Source organism: Xanthomonas sp. NCPPB 3174, from assembly GCF_056725205.1.
This window is the reverse complement of sequence record NZ_CM161517.1, coordinates 3,799,721-3,816,916: the sequence shown is the minus strand read 5'-3', so window position 1 is coordinate 3,816,916 and position 17,196 is coordinate 3,799,721. Positions and strand designations below refer to the sequence as shown.

Genomic DNA, 17,196 nt, shown 5'->3' with positions numbered 1-17,196 from the left:
AATCCCGGCGCCATCACGCTACGCCGTCCAGCGCGGTCACGCGCACCGATTCGCAGTCGTAGACCTTCTCCATCTGCAGGCGCAGGGTCTCGCCGGGACGGTTGCCGTCCACCACCAGTTGCAGGTGCCAGCGGCCGGCGTCCTCGGCCACCGGCGCACCGCTGATCGAGATCGGCGCGAAGCCGCGGCGTTCGGCCATGCCGATCGCGCGCAGCAGGGCGCCGTCGATCGGTTTCAGCACCAGGTCAAGCTGGTAACGCATGTGTCGTCTCCTGGCGCTGGGTCGCGGGATTGCTTTCCAGCATGGTGCTGTTGGCGGTGTTCGGCGGCACCAGCGGCCACACGTTGGCGCGGGCGTCGATGGCCACGTGCAGCAGCGCCGGGCCCGGCTGCGCCAGCAGCTCGGCCAGCGCGTCGTCGACCTGCCCGCGCGCGGTGATGCGCTTGGCCGGGATGCCGAACACCTGCGCCAGCGCGGCGAAATCCGGGTTGTCGGACAGGTCGATCTCGCTGTAGCGCTCGGCGAAGAACAGTTCCTGCCACTGCCGCACCATGCCCAGCGAACTGTTGTCCAGCAGCACGATCTTCACCGGCAGCTTGCAGCGGGCGATGGTGACCAGCTCCTGCACGTTCATCATGAAGCTGCCGTCGCCGCTGACCAGCACCACGGTGCGGTCCGGGCAGGCGAACTGCGCGCCCATCGCCGCCGGCAGGCCGAAGCCCATGGTGCCCAGCGCGCCGCTGGTCAGGTGGTTGCGCGGGTGGTTGAAGCGGCAGTGCTGGGCGACCCACATCTGGTGCTGGCCGACGTCGCAGGCGATCACGGTGTCGGCCGGGGCCAGTTCGCTCAGCCGCTTCAGCAGGCCGGGCGCGTAGATGTCCTGCCCGGGTGCGTCGTAGCGCGCGCCGAACTTCTCGCGGTGGGCGACGCAGCGCGCGTGCCAGGGCTCGCAGGTGCTGGTGGCCGCGGCCAGCGCGCGCAGCGCCTGCGCCACGTCGCCGGGCACGGCGATATCGGCCTGGCGCAGCTTGGAGATCTCGCAGGCGTCGGCGTCCAGGTGGATGACCCGCGCGAACGGCGCGAACTCGGCCAGCTTGCCGGTGGCGCGGTCGTCGAAGCGCGCGCCGACCACGATCAGCAGGTCCGACTCCTGCACCGCCATGTTGGCGGCGCGGGTGCCGTGCATGCCGAGCATGCCCAGGTAATGCGGGTGCGCGTGCGGCAATGCGCCCAGGCCGCGCAGGGTCAGCACGGTGGGGATGCGGGTGGCCTCGACGAACTGGCGGAACGCGTCCACCGCATCGCCCAGGGCGATGCCGCCGCCGCCGTAGATCACCGGCTTCTCGGCGCCGGCGATCGCCGCCAGCGCCTCGGCCAGCACCGCGTCCTGCGGCGCCGGCGGGGTCGGCACCGCCGCCGGCACGTGCGCCGGCAGATGCGCGGCATCGGCCAGCTGCACGTCCTTGGGCAGGTCGATTAGCACCGGCCCCGGCCGCCCTTCACGGGCGATGCGGAACGCGTCGCGCAGCACCTGCGGCAGGTCTTCCACATGCCGCACCAGGAAGCTGTGCTTGACGATCGGCAGGGTCAGCCCGAACACGTCCAGTTCCTGGAACGCGTCGGTGCCCAGCAGCGGCGTGGCGACCTGTCCGGTCAGGCAGATCATCGGCACCGAGTCGAGCATCGCATCGGCGATGCCGGTGACCAGGTTGGACGCGCCCGGGCCGGACGTGGCGACGCACACGCCGACCCGTCCGCTGGCGCGGGCGTAGCCGTTGGCGGCCAGCGCCGCGCCCTGTTCGTGGCGGACCAGGATGTGCTTGAGCTGGCTGTCTACCAGCGCGTCGTAGAACGGCATGATGGTGCCGCCCGGATAGCCGAACAGCGTGTCCACGCCTTCGGCTTCCAGGGCCTGCGTCAGCCAGCGCGCGCCGTTGCGGGGCGTGCCGTGAGCGGAGGAGTTCATACGGTGGCGACCTTTCGGTGGAAGCGGGTGGGGGAGCCGCGGGTTACGCGGCCTTGGTGCCGCCGGCGGCCGGCGCGGCAGCGGCGTCGCCGTTGAGCCACACCATCTTGGCGCGCAGCTGCTTGCCGACCGTTTCGATCGGGTGGTCCAGGTCGGCCTGCTTGAACTTCTTGTAGTTCGGCAGGCCGGCGTCGTACTCGGCCACCCAGTTCTTGGTGAAGGTGCCGTTCTGGATGTCGGTCAGCACGTCGCGCATGCGCTCCTTGGTGGCCGCGTCAATCACCCGCGGGCCGCTGACGTAGTCGCCGTACTGCGCGGTCTCGGAGACGAACTCGAGCATGCGGGTGATGCCGCCTTCGTAGAACAGGTCGACGATCAGCTTCAGTTCGTGCAGCACTTCGTAATAGGCGATTTCCGGCTGGTAGCCGGCTTCCACCAGTACTTCGAAGCCGGCCTGCACCAGCGACGAGGCGCCGCCGCACAGCACCGCCTGCTCGCCGAACAGGTCGGTCTCGGTCTCTTCCTTGAAGGTCGTCTTGATCAGGTTGGCGCGCGCGCCGCCCAGGCCGGCGGCGTATTCCAGCGCGAACTGCTCGGCCTTGCCGCTCTTGTCCTGGTACACCGCCCAGATGCACGGCACGCCGCGGCCGATCTCGTACTCGCGGCGCACCAGCGCGCCGGGGCCCTTCGGCGCGACCAGCACCACGTCCAGGTCGGCGCGCGGCTTGATCATGTCGAAGTGCACGTTCAGGCCATGCGCGAACAGCAGGCAGGCGCCCTGCTTCATGTTCGGCGCCAGCACCTCTTCGTACAGCTTCTTCTGCACCATGTCCGGGGTCAGCACCGCGACCAGGTCGGCGTCCTTCACCGCCTCGGCGGGGCTCTTCACCACGAAGCCGTCGGCCTGCGCCTTGGCTTCGGTCGGGCCGCCGGCACGCAGGCCGATGGTGACGTCGAAGCCGGACTCGCGCAGGTTCAGCGCGTGCGCGCGGCCCTGGCTGCCGTAACCGACGATGGCGATCTTGGTGGTGGGCTGGGCGGAACTGGTCATGGGGCGGATGTCCTTGAACGGTGTTGGAGTGGAGAGGGGTCTTGCATTCGTGGTCACTGAAACGAAAAACCCCGCGCCGTTGCCGGTGCGGGGTCTGATCGAATCCTGGCTGCTTGTCGCTTACACGCCGGTTCGTCCCGCACTTGTGGGCGAGGTAATAAGCACGAGTACGAGGAGCGACGCGGCAGCGTCCGCGCGCAATGCGGCGGGCTGGTGGGTCGGCTTCGGGCGGGTGTGGCGCTGCAACATGCAGCGAGATAAACATGGGCTTTGCGCGACTGTCAACTGTGTCGCCGGCCCTTCTGCACGAATGTGCCGAAAGCCGCGCCAGCACTGCATGGTTACGCATGAAACGGAGGCGGCGCGGGCGGCGAATGGCGCCGACTGCGCGGAAATGCGGCGATTGCCAAGGGCGCGATGTGCACGCGTGCGCGGCGCCGCCCGCCGCACTCGGGTACGGTGGGCGTCCCTGTTTCCGGAGAGCCGCGGATGTCCGTCTCGCTTCCTTCCCTGGCGCGCCTGGCGCTGGCCCTGGCGCTGGCCACGTCGGTGCCGGCGCAGGCCGCCGACCGCATCACCGGCCAGCCGTTCGCCACCCGCTCGGAAGTGATCGCCCCGCATGCCATGGCCGCCACCTCGCAGCCGCTGGCCACGCAGATCGCGCTGGACACGATGCGCGATGGCGGTTCGGCGGTGGACGCGGCGATCGCCGCCAACGCCGCGCTGGGGCTGATGGAGCCGACCGGCAACGGCGTCGGCGGCGACCTGTTCGCCATCGTCTGGGATCCGAAGACGCAGAAGCTGTACGGCTACAACGGCTCCGGCCGCTCGCCCAAGGCGCTGACCCTGGCCGAGTTCCAGCGCCGCGGGCTGAAGGAGATCCCGGCCACCGGCCCGCTGCCGGTGTCGGTGCCCGGCGCGGTCGACGGCTGGTTTGCGCTGCACGACCGTTTCGGGCGCAGGACGATGGCGCAGAACCTGGCGCCGGCGATCCGCTACGCCCGCGACGGCCATCCGGTGGCCGAGACCATCGCCTACTACTGGGGCCTTTCGGTGCCGCGGCTGTCGCAGTACCCCGGCTTCAAAGAGCAGTTCACCATCGACGGCCGCGCCCCGCGCAAGGGCGAGCTGTGGAAGAACCCGAACCTGGCCAACACCCTGCAGCAGATCGCCGACGGCGGCCGCGACGCGTTCTACAAGGGGCCGATCGCGCGCACCATCGATGCCTATTTCAAGGCCAATGGCGGCTTCCTGCGCTATGAGGACCTGGCCAGCCACCACGGCGAATGGGTCGAGCCGGTGTCCACCAACTACCGCGGCTACGACGTGTGGGAGCTGCCGCCCAACAGCCAGGGCATCGCCGCGCTGCAGATGCTCAACATCCTGGAGGGCTACGACTTCTCCAGGATTCCGTTCGGCTCGGCCGAGCACGTGCACCTGTTCACCGAGGCCAAGAAGCTGGCCTTCGCCGACCGCGCGCGGTTCTATGCCGACCCGGCGTTCCAGCCGGCGCCGCTGGCGCGGCTGATCTCCAAGGACTATGCCGCGCAGCGGCGCGCGCTGATCTCGATGGACCGCGCGCTGAAGGAGGTGCAGCCGGGCACGCCGAAGCAACTGGAGGAGGGCGACACCATCTACCTGGCCGTCGCCGATGCCGACGGCATGATGGTGTCGCTGATCCAGTCCAACTACCGCGGCATGGGCAGCGGCATGGCGCCGCCGGGGCTGGGCTTCATCCTGCAGGACCGCGGCGAGATGTTCGTGCTGCAGAAGGACCACCCCAACGGCTACGCGCCGGGCAAGCGTCCGTTCCAGACCATCATCCCCGCGTTCGTGACCAAGGACGGCAAGCCGTGGTTGAGCTTCGGCGTGATGGGCGGGGCGATGCAGCCGCAGGGCCACGTGCAGATCCTGATGAACCTGATCGATTTCCACATGAACCTGCAGGAGGCGGGCGACGCGCCGCGGATCCAGCACGACGGCTCCACCGAGCCGACCGGGCAGGCCACCGCGATGCGCGACGGCGGCGAGCTGAACCTGGAGACCGGCTTTTCCTACGAGACGATCCGCGCGCTGATGCGCAAGGGTCACCGGGTGATCTTCGCCGACGGCCCCTATGGCGGCTACCAGGCGATCGCGCGCGACCCGGACAGTGGCGTGTACTACGGCGCCTCGGAGAGCCGCAAGGACGGGCAGGCCGCCGGTTATTGAGGAAACGCCGCAACTGGGCCCGGGACGCGGGGCCCGCAAAAGCGAGGGCGGCAGACACGACGCGATCCGGCCGCTACGTCCGGTTCGCGGCGCCAGGCGGCGATCGTGCGCCGCGCGGCCGCCGCCTCGGCGTGATGCCGCGGCGGGCGTCCTGGCCGACCGGCCCATGATGGCGATCCCGTTTGCGCGTGCGACGGCTGCAACGCCAGGTGGGCGACCCGATACCATGGCCGCAGCACTGAGGAAGACGCCGATGGCCTTGTTCTCACGCAGTCCCGATGCCGACGCCGCGCCCGTTGCCGGTTTGCCGGATGCCCCGATCGCGCTGTTGCGGCTGGAGCCCGACGGTCGCGTGAGTGCCGCCAACCGTGCCGCCCTGGACCTGCTGGGCGTCCCGGCCGAAACGCTGCTCGGCGCCGCCAGCGAGGCGGTCTGGGGCTTGCCGCTGTCCGCGCTGGTCGACAGCGAAGGCAGTTGGCAGGCGCCGGGGGGCGATCCCGCGCGCCGCGTGCGCTACCAGCGCGACCGCGATCGTGGCGGCCAGGGCTGGCTGCTGTCGCTGCCGCATCCAGAAACCGCGGCACTGTTGCGCGACGTCGCGCTGCTCGGCGAGGGTCAGCCGCAGGGGGCGACCAGCCCGGCGCTGCAGGCGCTGGCGCAGCGGATCCAGGAGGGGGCGGTGGCGCAGGCGCTGCTGGATCGGGTCGGCGAGCGGCTGACCGGCTGCGATCTGGATCTGGGGCTGCAGACGCCGCTGTCGGCGCAGGAGACCGAGGCGATGCCGGGGCGGCGCCTGTCGGCCGGCTTCGGCAACCTGGCCGAGGCGATCCGCCAGGCGGTGGCGTTGTCGCTGCAGATCGCCGCCGACGTGCCGCACGTGGTCGCCGAGAACGACGAACTGGCGCGGCAGTCCCAGACCCAGCTGGATGCGCTGCAGACCGTGCTGGGCACCACCCGGCAGTTGCTGCAGAGCCTGCAGGAGATGGACCGCGACCTGCGCGCGGTGATCGCGGTGGCGGCCAGCGCCGACGACAGCGCCCGCCAGGGCGTGGAGGCGGCGCACAGCCTCGGCCAGGCGATGCAGGAGCTGGCGCGGCGTTCGGCGCGCGCCAACCAGGTCATCGAGGTGATCGATGCGGTCGCGTTCCAGACCAATATCCTCTCGATCAACGCCAGCATCGAAGCGGTGCATGCCGGTCCGGCCGGGCGCGGGTTCGCGGTGGTCGCCACCGAGATCCGGCAACTGGCCGACCGCGCCGCCACCGCGGCGCGCGACGTGCGCAGCATCATCGGCGAGACCGGTGCGGCGCTGCAGGACAGCGCCGCCTCGGCGCAGCGCACCGAACAGGTGCTGGGTGGCATCGGCGAGTTGCTCGGCCGCGCCAGTACGGCGATGGAGGCAGTGGCCGGCCGCATCGCCACGCAGAGCGGGGAGATCGGCGGCATCGGCCGCGCCGTGGAGCACGTGGTCGGGCTCAGTCGGAGCAATCTGCAGCACGCCGCGCAGGTGCTCCAGCGCAGCGCCGACCTGGCCGCCGGCAGCGAGACCCTGCACGACTGCGTGAACCTGTTCCGGCTGCCCGCCGATCCGATGCGGCAGCCACGGCATGCGCGCGTGCGCGATCTGGCGCAGGCGGCCGCGGTCAGCGTTGGCCTGGCCCTGGAGGCCGCACTGGCGCGCGGGCGGATCGGCGAGGATGCGCTGTTCTCCACCGAATACGTGCCGATCCCCGGCATCGACCCGCCCAAGTACCGCACCGCGTTCGATGCGTTGTGCGACGAGCTGTTGCCGCCGCTGCAGGAGCCGTTGCTGGCCGCGCATCCATGGATCGTGTTCGCGATCTGCGCCAACGTCGACGGCTATGTGCCGACCCACAATCTGCGCTTCAGCCAGCCGCTCAGCGGCGACCGCGCGCGCGACCTGGTCGGCAACCGCACCAAGCGCATCTTCGCCGACCGGGTCGGCCGCAACGTCGGCCGCCACACCGCGCCCTATCTGCTGCAGGTGTACCGGCGCGATACCGGGCAGATCCTGTTCGACCTGTCGGTGCCGGTGCATGTGCGCGGGCGCCACTGGGGCGGCCTGCGCGTGGCCTACATGCTGGAATGAGCCATCGCCCGCGCGGGCAAAAAAATGCCGCCGGTGGTGCCGGCGGCAATGAGAGAGAGAGCGTGGATTCTTGTCGGTCCAGCCTAGGCCGGCCGCGTGGTCGCGGTTTGTCGCCGGCGGCAATCTGTGTCGCGGCGCTGACACATGGGCGCGGCGGCTATGCTGGCGTTCAGCCCGCGCCGGTTGGCGGCCAGCGGCGGAAACGGGTCTAATAGCCGCAGAAGCGGGGGTACCGCGGCGCAGGCCGCGGTTGAGACAGTCCCTTCGAACCTGATCCGGCTGATACCGGCGTAGGGAAGCTTCGCAAGTCCGCTGTCGGCGCGTGCGCGTCCGTGGCGGGCCCGCGCCGCCGCTTCGTCCGAGATGCGAGTCCGCTCGCACCCGTCCCGCGTTCCCCCGCGGGTCACCCAACCAGGACGAACGCCGATGAACGCCGTACCCAACCCGCTGCAGCAGCAGACCGACACCTTGTCCGCGGCGGTGACCCGCCCGATCCCCGGTTCGCGCAAGATCTTCGTGCAGGGCTCGCGCGCCGACCTGCAGGTGCCGATGCGCGAGATCGCGCTGACCCGCACGCCCACCGTGTTCGGCGGCGAGGAGAACGCCCCCATCACCGTCTACGACACCTCCGGGCCCTACACCGACCCGCAGGCGCGGATCGATCTCGGCGCCGGCCTGGCGCCGCTGCGCGCCGCCTGGATCGCCGAGCGCGGCGACAGCGTGGCGCTGGCCGGGCTCAGTTCGCAGTTCGGCCGCGCGCGCGAGGACGACGCGCGCCTGCAGGCGGTGCGCTTCCCCGCACGGCGCCTGCCGCGGCGCGCCCGCGATGGCGCCAACGTCACCCAGATGCATTACGCGCGGCGCGGCATCGTCACCCCGGAAATGGAATTCGTGGCGATCCGCGAGAACCAGCGCCTGCACGACCTGCACGATGCGCAACTGCGCGTACAACATCCCGGCGAGGCGTTCGGCGCCGCGATCCCGCAGCAGATCACGCCCGAGTTCGTGCGCGACGAGATCGCCCGCGGGCGTGCCATCCTGCCGTGCAACATCAACCATCCGGAAAGCGAGCCGATGATCATCGGCCGCAACTTCCTGACCAAGATCAACGCCAACATCGGCAACAGCGCAGTCAGTTCCGGCATCGCCGAGGAAGTGGAGAAACTGGTGTGGGCGATCCGCTGGGGCGGGGACACGGTGATGGACCTGTCCACCGGCAAGCACATCCACGAAACCCGCGAATGGATCGTGCGCAATTCGCCGGTGCCGATCGGCACCGTGCCGATCTACCAGGCGCTGGAGAAGGTGGACGGCCGTGCCGAGGAGCTGACCTGGGAGATCTTTCGCGACACCCTGATCGAGCAGGCCGAACAAGGCGTGGACTACTTCACCATCCATGCCGGCGTGCTGCTGCGCTACGTGCCGCTGACCGCAAAACGCGTCACCGGCATCGTCTCGCGCGGCGGCTCGATCCTGGCCAAGTGGTGCCTGGCGCATCATCGCGAGAACTTCCTCTACACCCACTTCGAAGAGATCTGCGAGATCATGAAGGCCTACGACGTGGCCTTCTCGCTGGGCGACGGGTTGCGCCCGGGCTGCATCGCCGACGCCAACGACGCCGCCCAGTTCGGCGAACTGGAGACGTTGGGCGAGTTGACCAAGGTCGCCTGGAAGCACGACGTGCAGACCATGATCGAAGGCCCCGGCCATGTGCCGATGCAGTTGATCAAGCAGAACATGGACAAGCAACTGCGCGAGTGCGGCGAGGCGCCGTTCTACACGCTGGGGCCGCTGACCACCGACATCGCCCCGGGTTACGACCACATCACCTCCGCCATCGGTGCGGCGATGATCGGCTGGTTCGGCACCGCGATGCTGTGCTACGTCACGCCGAAGGAGCATCTGGGCCTGCCCAACCGCGCCGACGTGCGCGACGGCATCATGGCCTACAAGATCGCCGCGCACGCCGCGGACCTGGCCAAGGGCCACCCGGGTGCGCAGGTGCGCGACAACGCCCTGTCCAAGGCGCGCTTCGAGTTCCGCTGGGACGATCAGTTCCATCTCGGCCTGGATCCGGAGAAGGCGCGCGAGTTCCATGACGAGACACTGCCCAAGGACGCGCACAAGCTGGCGCACTTCTGTTCGATGTGCGGGCCGCACTTCTGCTCGATGAAGATCACCCAGGACGTGCGCGACTACGCCGCCGAACACGGGGTCGACGCCGAGGCCGCGCTGCACGCCGGCATGGCGGAAAAATCGGCGCAGTTCCTGGCGGCCGGCGCGCAGGTGTACCGCGCCGAGTGACCTGTGGCGGTCGGCGCGTGTGCGCATGCGCCAGTCCAATGCCACGCCTGCCGTGCGCTCGCACGGCAGGTGCGGCCGGCATCTTCGGTCGTGACGACGGCGCCATGCACGCGCCCGTCTATCATGCGCGCTGGTCGCCACAGGGAATGTCCCATGCTGCGCTATGCGTTCGCGCTGCGTCGCCATCCGTCCGCGCTGCTGCTCGGCGTGCAGTTGCTGGGCGTGCTGCTGTATCCCTGGATGGAGGACACGGCGGCCGGGCGCGCGCTGTTCGGTGCGTTCGGCATCGTGGTGCTGTCGCTGGCGCTTTGGGTGGTCAACCGCGGACCCACGGCGCTGTGGATCGCCTGTTGTCTGGCGCTGCCGTCGGTGGCGCTGTCGATCGCCGCGGCCCTGCTCGGCAATCCGGCGATGACCGCGTGGGCGCAGTTGCTGGAAAGCCTGCTGTACTTCTATACCGCCGCCAGCCTGATCGCCTACATGCTGCAGGACCATGTGGTCACCCGCGACGAACTGTATGCCGCCGGTGCCACCTTCACCTTGCTGGCCTGGGCCTTCGCGTTCGTCTTCGCGGTGTGCCAGCAATGGTGGCCGGGCAGCTTCACCGCGGCCGTGGACGCGTCCTCGCCGCGGACCTGGATGGAATTGCTGTACTTGAGCTTCAGCGTGCTCTCCGGCGTGGGCCTGAGCGACGTGGTGCCGGTGCAGCCGTTCGCGCGGGCGCTGGTGATGCTCGAGCAGTTCGCAGGGGTGATGTACATCGCCCTGGTGGTATCGCGGCTGATTGGGCTCAGCGTCACACGCCACATGAAAGCGTGAACGTGGCGTAAAAAAAGCGCGCCCAGGGGCGCGCAGTCATGGAGCGATTATGTGAATTTCGTCGGCGGAGAGAGAGCCTGAATGCGTCGTCGCGGTTGGCGGCGGCGATGACTAGAGTAGAATCCAGTGACATGTCGCGCTTGGCGACATCCGCTGCCTCGTTTTGCCGAGTTTGCTCGTTGGCTCCCGCCGCGGGGCCACGCGTGGCCGCGTTGCCGCCGCATCTGCGGCATTTCCGTCACGGCGTTTTCCTTGTTGTCCAACATGTCGTTTCCATCGTCCGCCATACCGACGCTTCCGCAACGGATGCAGGTCGGCGATTGCCTGGTGCTGCTGTCGTTGCGCGAAGTGCACGCGCCGCGCGCGCGCCGGCCGCAGCGGCTCACGCCGAAGGCGATGGGCGTGTTGCGGGTGCTGCTGGCGCAACCGGGCCAGGTGGTGGAACGCGAGGCGCTGTTGGCGCAGGTCTGGCCGGACACGCAGCCGACCAACGACGTGGTGACCCAGGCCATCACCCAGTTGCGCAAGGCCTTCGCCGCCGGCGTGCGTGGCGAGTCGCCGGTGTACATCGAGACCCTGGCCAAGAGCGGCTATCGCCTGGTGGCGCCGGTGCAGGCCTTGCCCGATGTCGAGGCCGAGACCGGCGCGGTTTCGGCTGCGTCGCCGGACACGGACCACGCCGAGGACACGGCGGCCCCCGTCGCCCCGGCCATCGCCATCGCCCCTGCGGCGCGGCGGCGTCCGCCGTCATGGCTGGCCGCCGCCGCGGGCGCGGCGTCGATGCTGGTCCTGGCGCTGGCCTTCTGGTGGTGGTTCGCGCGCCCCGCGGCCGCGCCTGCCGACAGCGCCGAGCAGGAGCGCGTGCTGGGCAGCCCCAGCCGGCCGTATCGGCTGATCACCACCCTGTCCGGATTCAAGCTGGAGCCGGCGCTGTCACCGGATGGTGCGCAGGTGGCGTATGCCGCACGCAGCAACGGCAGCGACGGCACACAGTTGCTCATCCAGCCGACCAGCGGCGCCACCGGCAGCACCCCTCCGCGCTCGCTCGGGGTGCCGGCCCGCGGCGCGTCCGACCGCCTGCCCACCTGGTCGCCCGATGGCACGCAGATCGCCTTCGCCCGGTTGGGTGCGGACCGGCAGTGCCGGGTCATGCTGGTCCAGGCCGACGGCCGTGCGCCCGCCCGCGAGGTCGCGCGCTGCGACGACAGCGAGTTGCTCAGCTTCGACTGGACGCCGGACGGCCGCGGCCTGATCTTCGGCAGCCTGGGCGGCCGCCAGGCCGCACGCGGCATCCGCGTGCTGGACCTGGGCAGCGGGCGCTGGACGGCGCTGGACTATCCGGTGGGCGCCGGCGATTTCGATTACGCGCCGCGCTACTCGCCGGACGGCAAATGGATCGCCTTCGTGCGCAATCCGCAGATGGGCGGGCTGTGGCGGGTGCCGGCCGCCGGCGGTATCGCCGAGCCGCTGACCCATGAGTTCGCCGAGATCCGCGGCTGGGACTGGGCGCGCGACGGGGAGGGCATCGTGTTCGGGCGCCGGGTCGATGGCGAGACCCGGCTGTACCGCCTGGACACCCAGACCCGGCGCTTGCGCGACCTGGGCCTGAGCGATGCGCAGGCGCCGCGACTGGCCCGCGATGGCGGCAGCCTGGCGTTCGTGCACCGGCGTCCGCAATTCGCCGTGTACCGCATCCCGGCGCGGGCGACGGACGTGCCGCGCGAACGCCAGCGGCTGTTCGCCTCCACCGGCCGCGACGGGCAGCCGAGCATCGCGCCCGACGGGCGCCAGCTCGCCTTCACCTCCGATCGCGACGGCAGCTACGCGCTGTGGTGGGGCGACGTGACCCAGCCGGCCTCGTTGCGGCTGATCGAGGGCGTGCGGCCGGAGACCCGGCAGCCGCTGGCGTGGTCGGCCGACAGCCAGGCGCTGCTGGTCAGCGGCCGCGACGCGCAGGGGCACTCGGCGATCTACGAGGTCCGGCCGCAGTCCGGCAGCGTGTCGGCCCTGCCGGTGCCGGCCGGCGAGCCGCTGCAGGCGTTGTACACCGCCGAGCCCGGGCAGTTGCTGGTGCTGCTGGGCGAGAACGGTCGCACCCGTCTGCAGCTGTACGACCGGCGTGCGGTGCCCTGGCGGCCCCTGGCCACCCTGCCGGACGTGTCGCAGATCCGCATCGATCCGGCCAACGGGCAGATCCTGTTCACCCGGCTCGCGCGCAGCGGCCTGTGGCGCGCCGATGCCAGCCTGGACCTGGCCAGCGTGCGGGCCGTGGACGACGGCCTGCCCTCGCTGTGGCGCTACCGCAGCTGGGCGGTGGGCGCCGACGGGGCGGTGCATTACCTGTTCCAGACCAGCGAATGCGCCAGCCGCATGGCGCGCATCGACGGCGGCCGCGATGCCAGCGTGTGCCTGGACCGCGACCACTTCAGTGCGATCAACGGTTTCAGCATCGACCCGCGCAGCGGCGACGCCTATGTCGCCCTGGCGGTCGAGGATGGCAGCGAGATCGGCTTCATCCGCATGCGCGAACAGCCCGAGTGGTTCTCGACGATCTCGCACAACTGGTTGATCCGGAAAGAAAAATAAGCATCGTAAGTTGTTCGTAAGGGCATCGTGGCGATTTCGGACAACTATCGCCAAGACGTCCTGACCTGCCGCCACATTCGGCAAAGACTGCGCATCGGTTTACGTCAAACGGGTGCTCGGATGCGGCAATCTTTCCTGGTCGATCATGGACAACAACTGGTGCTGGACGCCGACGACGCGCCGGCCGGGCCGGCCTGTCTGGGCGCGGCGCGCCTGGCCAGCGTGCAGGCGTCGGCGAATGCCTTCACGGTCTGGCTGCAGCTGCGCGGCAGCGCCTGGATCGAGGCCAAGGAGGGGCGCTTCGCCCTGCGCCGCGGCCAGTGGCTGGCCTTCGAGCGCGACTCGCGGCCGCTGCTGCAGACCGACCGCGACGGCCTGAGCATCGGCCTGAGCCTGGACGGCGAGGCGCTCAAGGCCCTTGGGCGGATGGCCGACGAGACCCTGTACGCGGGGCGCGGCGAATTGTCGCTGCGCGAGACGCGCACCGCCTTGCGGCTGTGGCGGCAGGCGGCGGCGCGGCCCGGCGATGCCTTGGCGATGCGGCCGGTGCTGCTGCACCTGGCCTCCATGCAGGGCGAGTTGTCGCGCCGCGTGCAGCGCTGCCCGGGACGCTCGCGGATGCGCAAGCGCCAGGTGTTCGGGCGCATGCAGCGCGCGCGGCTGTATCTGGACGGCCATCGCGACCGCGTGGTGCGGATCAGCGAACTGGCGGAGCTGACCAACTTCTCCGGCTGGTACCTGTCCAAGACGTTCCAGACCCTGTACGAGGAAAGCCCGCAGGCGCTGTCGGCGCGCCTGCGCCTGGAGCGTGCGGCGGACCTGCTGCGCGACACCACGATGATGATCGGCGAGGTGGCCGCCGCCAGCGGATTCGACAACTGCTGCAGCTTCGCGCGGGCGTTCCGTGCGCGTTTCGGGGTCTCGGCCTCGCAATATCGCCACGGCAATCCCGTGCCGCCAGAATCGGCAAAGTCTGCAAGCGGCAGCGGCAAAGCAGCCGCGCTCACCGGAACGTAACGTGCCGAGGGCGTCTTAACACGCCCCTAACGTTACCCTGGAGAGATTGATGAACCTTCGCACTCCCGCAGTGCGGCTGGGCTTGCTGCCCGCCAGCATCGCGATCGCGTTGACGCCGGCGATTGCCGGCGCGCAAGAAGCCGCCGCCTCGTCCACCACCACGCTGGACCGGATCGAAATCACCGGTTCGCGCATCCGCAGCGCCGACGTCGAAACCCAGCAGCCGATCCTGACCCTGGACCGCCAGGCGCTGGAGCGCCAGGGTTACACCTCGGTCGCCGACGTGCTGCAGAACCTGACCTCGGCCGGTTCCCCGGCCATCTCGCGCGCCGACGCGCTGGCGTCCGGCGAAAACGTCGGCGGCTACTACGTCGACCTGCGCAACCTCGGTGCCGAGCGCACCCTGGTGCTGCTGAACGGCAAGCGCCTGGGCGCCACCACCTCCGGCCTGCAGGATCTGAGCCAGGTGCCGATGGCGGCGATCGAGCGCATCGAAGTGCTGAAGGACGGCGCCTCGTCGATCTACGGTTCCGACGCCATCGCCGGCGTGGTCAACATCATTACCCGCAAGCGCTTCGACGGCGCCGAGGTTTCCGCAGAGTTCGGCCAGTTCGGCGAAGGCGACGGCAAGACCTCGCAGTACTCCTTCACCATCGGCACCCAGGGCGAGCGCGGTGGCGTGGCGCTGACCGCCGAGTACTCCAAGCAGGATCCGGTGTTCGCCAAGAACCGTTGGTTCAGCCGCGACGGCAGCCGCGGTCCGAACTCCACCCCGAGCAGCTGGAGCCCGATCAGCCAGAACGGCAGCTGGTGCAACCCGCTGACCGTGGATTGCTCGGATCCGAGCGTAGCGGTGTGGCAGACCCTGAACCAGGGCGGCAACCCGAACAACCCGGCCGACTATCACCCGCTGACGGCGGCCGAGCGCGCCAACTCCAACCAGCAGATGATGGTGCAGACCGGCATCGAGCGTAAGTCGGTGTTCGCCAACGCCAACTACGACCTGACCGACTCCATCGTCTTCAACGCCGACGTGCTCTACAACGAGCGCACCACCGATCAGCAGATCGCCGGCTATCCGTACCAGTCCGCCGCGTTCGGCACCCCGCTGGCTGCCGACAGCGCGTTCAACCCGATCGGCCAGGACATCGACTTCCGCCGCCGCCTGTGGGAAGTGCCGCGCACCACCGAGAGCAAGCTGAAGACCACGCGCTTCGCGCCGACCATCAGCGGCTCCTTCGAGTTCGCCGACAAGACCTGGGACTGGGACGTCGGTGCGCTGTGGAACCGCAACGAGAGCACCAAGACCGGTCACGGCGACATGAGCCTGATCGCGGCGCGCCAGGCGCTGGGTTCGTCCTTCATCAACGCCAACGGCGTCGCCCAGTGCGGCACCGCCGCCGCGCCGGTGTCGCTGAGCAGCTGCCGTCCGTGGAACCCGCTGCTGCCGTACGGCGTGGCCGGCCCGGGCTCGCTGGCCGATCCGGACACCCAGGCCTTCCTGTTCCCGTACTTCACCGACACCGGCCTGACCAAGACCACCAGCTACACCGCCAACCTGAGCGGCACCCTGGCGACGCTGCCGGCGGGCGACCTCGGCGTTGCGGTCGGCTACGAGCACCGCAAGGAAGAAGGCCGCTTCTCGCCGGACGCCTTCGCGCAGTCGGGTGAGAGCACCGGCCTTGGCGCCAAGACCACCTCCGGCAACTACGATCTGGACGAGTTCTACCTCGAGTTGAACGTGCCGATCCTGGCCGACATGGCGTTCGCCAAGCAGCTGACCCTGAACCTGGCCAGCCGCTACTCGGACTACAGCAACTTCGGCGACACGGTGAACTCCAAGTTCGGCTTCACCTGGAAGCCGATCGACGAGCTGCTGGTCCGCGGCACCTATGCCGAGGGCTTCCGCGCGCCGACGATCAGCGATCTGTACGGCGGCCTGAGCAGCAGCTTCGAGTCGTACGTCGATCCGTGCGGCGTGGGCGCGCCGAACAGCGTCAACGGCAATGCGGCGTGTTCCGCGGCCGGCGTGCCGGTCGGCTACACCCAGCTGGGCCAGGGCTACGTGCCGTGCACCACCTATCCGTGCCAGACCCCGGACGAGTTCATCAGCGGCTCCAACCCGAACTTGAAGCCGGAAACCTCCACCAGCAAGACCGCCGGTCTGGTGTGGAGCCCGCGCTGGGTGCAGGGCCTGGACATCTCGCTGGATTGGTACCGCTACGAGATCAAGGACATGATCATCGCCGATAGCGTGGACCGCATCCTGCGCGACTGCTACGTGCTGGGCAATGCCGAGCGCTGCGCCGGCGTGACCCGCGCCGCCGACGGCCACATCTCGGCGATGACCTACGGCGTGGCCAACCTCGGCCAGATGGAGACCGAAGGCTACGATCTGGGCATCCGCTACCGTCTGCCGGAAATGGCGTTCGGCAAGATCATGATCGACTGGCAGACCAGCTACGTCAGCAAGTACGACGAAGCCGGCCAGAACGCCGCGGGCGACAACATCACCATCGGCCGCGTGGGCGAGCCGGGCATCTTCCGCGTGCGCTCCAACCTGGGCGTGAACTGGACGATGGGCGACTTCGGTGTGAACTACACCCTGCGCTACTACTCCGGCATGAAGGAAAGCTGCATCTCGCTGGCCACGGACTACTGCGATGCGCCGGACCACTTCGCCAACGGCGAATCCGATCCGCTGCGTCACACCGGTTCCAACACCTTCCACGACCTGCAGGTCAACTGGAAGGCGCCGTGGGACGCGACGATCGCCATCGGTGCGAACAACGTGTTCGACCACCGCGGTCCGCTGATGTACTCGGCCCCGGACAGCAGCTTCGCCTACTACGGCGGCTTCGACATCGGTCGCTACGTGTACATGAAGTACACCCAGCGCTTCTGATGCAGTTGTCTGTGTGACACGAAGACGGGCCGCAAGGCCCGTCTTTTTTTGTGCCTGCGCGGCGCGTGTGACGTGGTGTGCCGGGCGGCGGGCAGGCGGTTGGCGAGCTGGGGCGCGGGACATGGCCGGCGCTTCCTTGCGTCCGCGTCGCTATGCTCCGGCGACCGGTGGCGATGCGACGCAAGGTGATTGGCACCGCGTGCCGGCGATCGAGGCGTCAGGGCCC

The 17,196-nt window shown here is 69.6% G+C and carries 10 protein-coding genes and 1 riboswitch; of the genes, 7 read left to right on the top strand and 3 right to left on the bottom strand.

What is annotated here, in order from left to right:
* Positions 1–13: 13 nt before the first annotated feature.
* Genes AC1PK7_RS16450 through ilvC form a run of 3 tightly spaced genes read right to left on the bottom strand, consistent with a single transcriptional unit; the run spans position 14 to position 3,018 of the window.
* Positions 14–262, bottom strand: coding sequence for an ACT domain-containing protein (locus tag AC1PK7_RS16450; protein WP_010343388.1), 249 nt, complete (start codon positions 260–262; stop codon positions 14–16).
* A complete protein-coding gene (ilvG, locus tag AC1PK7_RS16445; protein WP_481098830.1) occupies positions 246–1,967 on the bottom strand; it encodes an acetolactate synthase 2 catalytic subunit in 1,722 nt (573 codons plus the stop codon). The genes AC1PK7_RS16450 and ilvG overlap by 17 nt, the downstream gene beginning before the upstream one ends.
* A 43-nt stretch (positions 1,968–2,010) precedes the next feature.
* Positions 2,011–3,018: a ketol-acid reductoisomerase gene (gene ilvC / locus AC1PK7_RS16440; RefSeq protein ID WP_010343386.1), complete on the bottom strand. Its 1,008-nt coding sequence runs from the start codon at positions 3,016–3,018 to the stop codon at positions 2,011–2,013.
* Between the two features lie 489 nt (positions 3,019–3,507).
* Between ilvC and ggt the strand changes: the two genes are divergently transcribed.
* From ggt to AC1PK7_RS16405, 7 genes are all read left to right on the top strand, one after another.
* A complete protein-coding gene (gene ggt / locus AC1PK7_RS16435) occupies positions 3,508–5,229 on the top strand; it encodes a gamma-glutamyltransferase (protein WP_481098829.1) in 1,722 nt (573 codons plus the stop codon).
* A 253-nt stretch (positions 5,230–5,482) separates the two neighbouring features.
* Positions 5,483–7,339, top strand: a complete 1,857-nt coding sequence (locus AC1PK7_RS16430; RefSeq protein ID WP_481098828.1) for a methyl-accepting chemotaxis protein — start codon at positions 5,483–5,485, stop codon at positions 7,337–7,339.
* 215 nt (positions 7,340–7,554) lie between these two features.
* A riboswitch (TPP riboswitch) is annotated at positions 7,555–7,654 on the top strand.
* Between the two features lie 111 nt (positions 7,655–7,765).
* Positions 7,766–9,643 (top strand): phosphomethylpyrimidine synthase ThiC, encoded by a 1,878-nt coding sequence (gene thiC, locus AC1PK7_RS16425; protein ID WP_481098827.1) that lies wholly within the window; start codon positions 7,766–7,768, stop codon positions 9,641–9,643.
* Positions 9,644–9,796: 153 nt separating this feature from the next.
* Positions 9,797–10,462, top strand: coding sequence for an ion channel (locus AC1PK7_RS16420; protein WP_481098826.1), 666 nt, complete (start codon positions 9,797–9,799; stop codon positions 10,460–10,462).
* A gap of 306 nt (positions 10,463–10,768) precedes the next feature.
* The gene (locus AC1PK7_RS16415; RefSeq protein ID WP_481098825.1) at positions 10,769–13,048 is read left to right on the top strand and encodes a winged helix-turn-helix domain-containing protein; all 2,280 of its coding nucleotides are present in this window, start codon (positions 10,769–10,771) and stop codon (positions 13,046–13,048) included.
* Between the two features lie 120 nt (positions 13,049–13,168).
* The gene (locus AC1PK7_RS16410) at positions 13,169–14,065 is read left to right on the top strand and encodes a helix-turn-helix transcriptional regulator (RefSeq protein ID WP_010343379.1); all 897 of its coding nucleotides are present in this window, start codon (positions 13,169–13,171) and stop codon (positions 14,063–14,065) included.
* A 49-nt stretch (positions 14,066–14,114) separates the two neighbouring features.
* The gene (locus tag AC1PK7_RS16405) at positions 14,115–16,970 is read left to right on the top strand and encodes a TonB-dependent receptor (RefSeq protein WP_481098824.1); all 2,856 of its coding nucleotides are present in this window, start codon (positions 14,115–14,117) and stop codon (positions 16,968–16,970) included.
* Positions 16,971–17,196 lie beyond the last annotated feature (226 nt).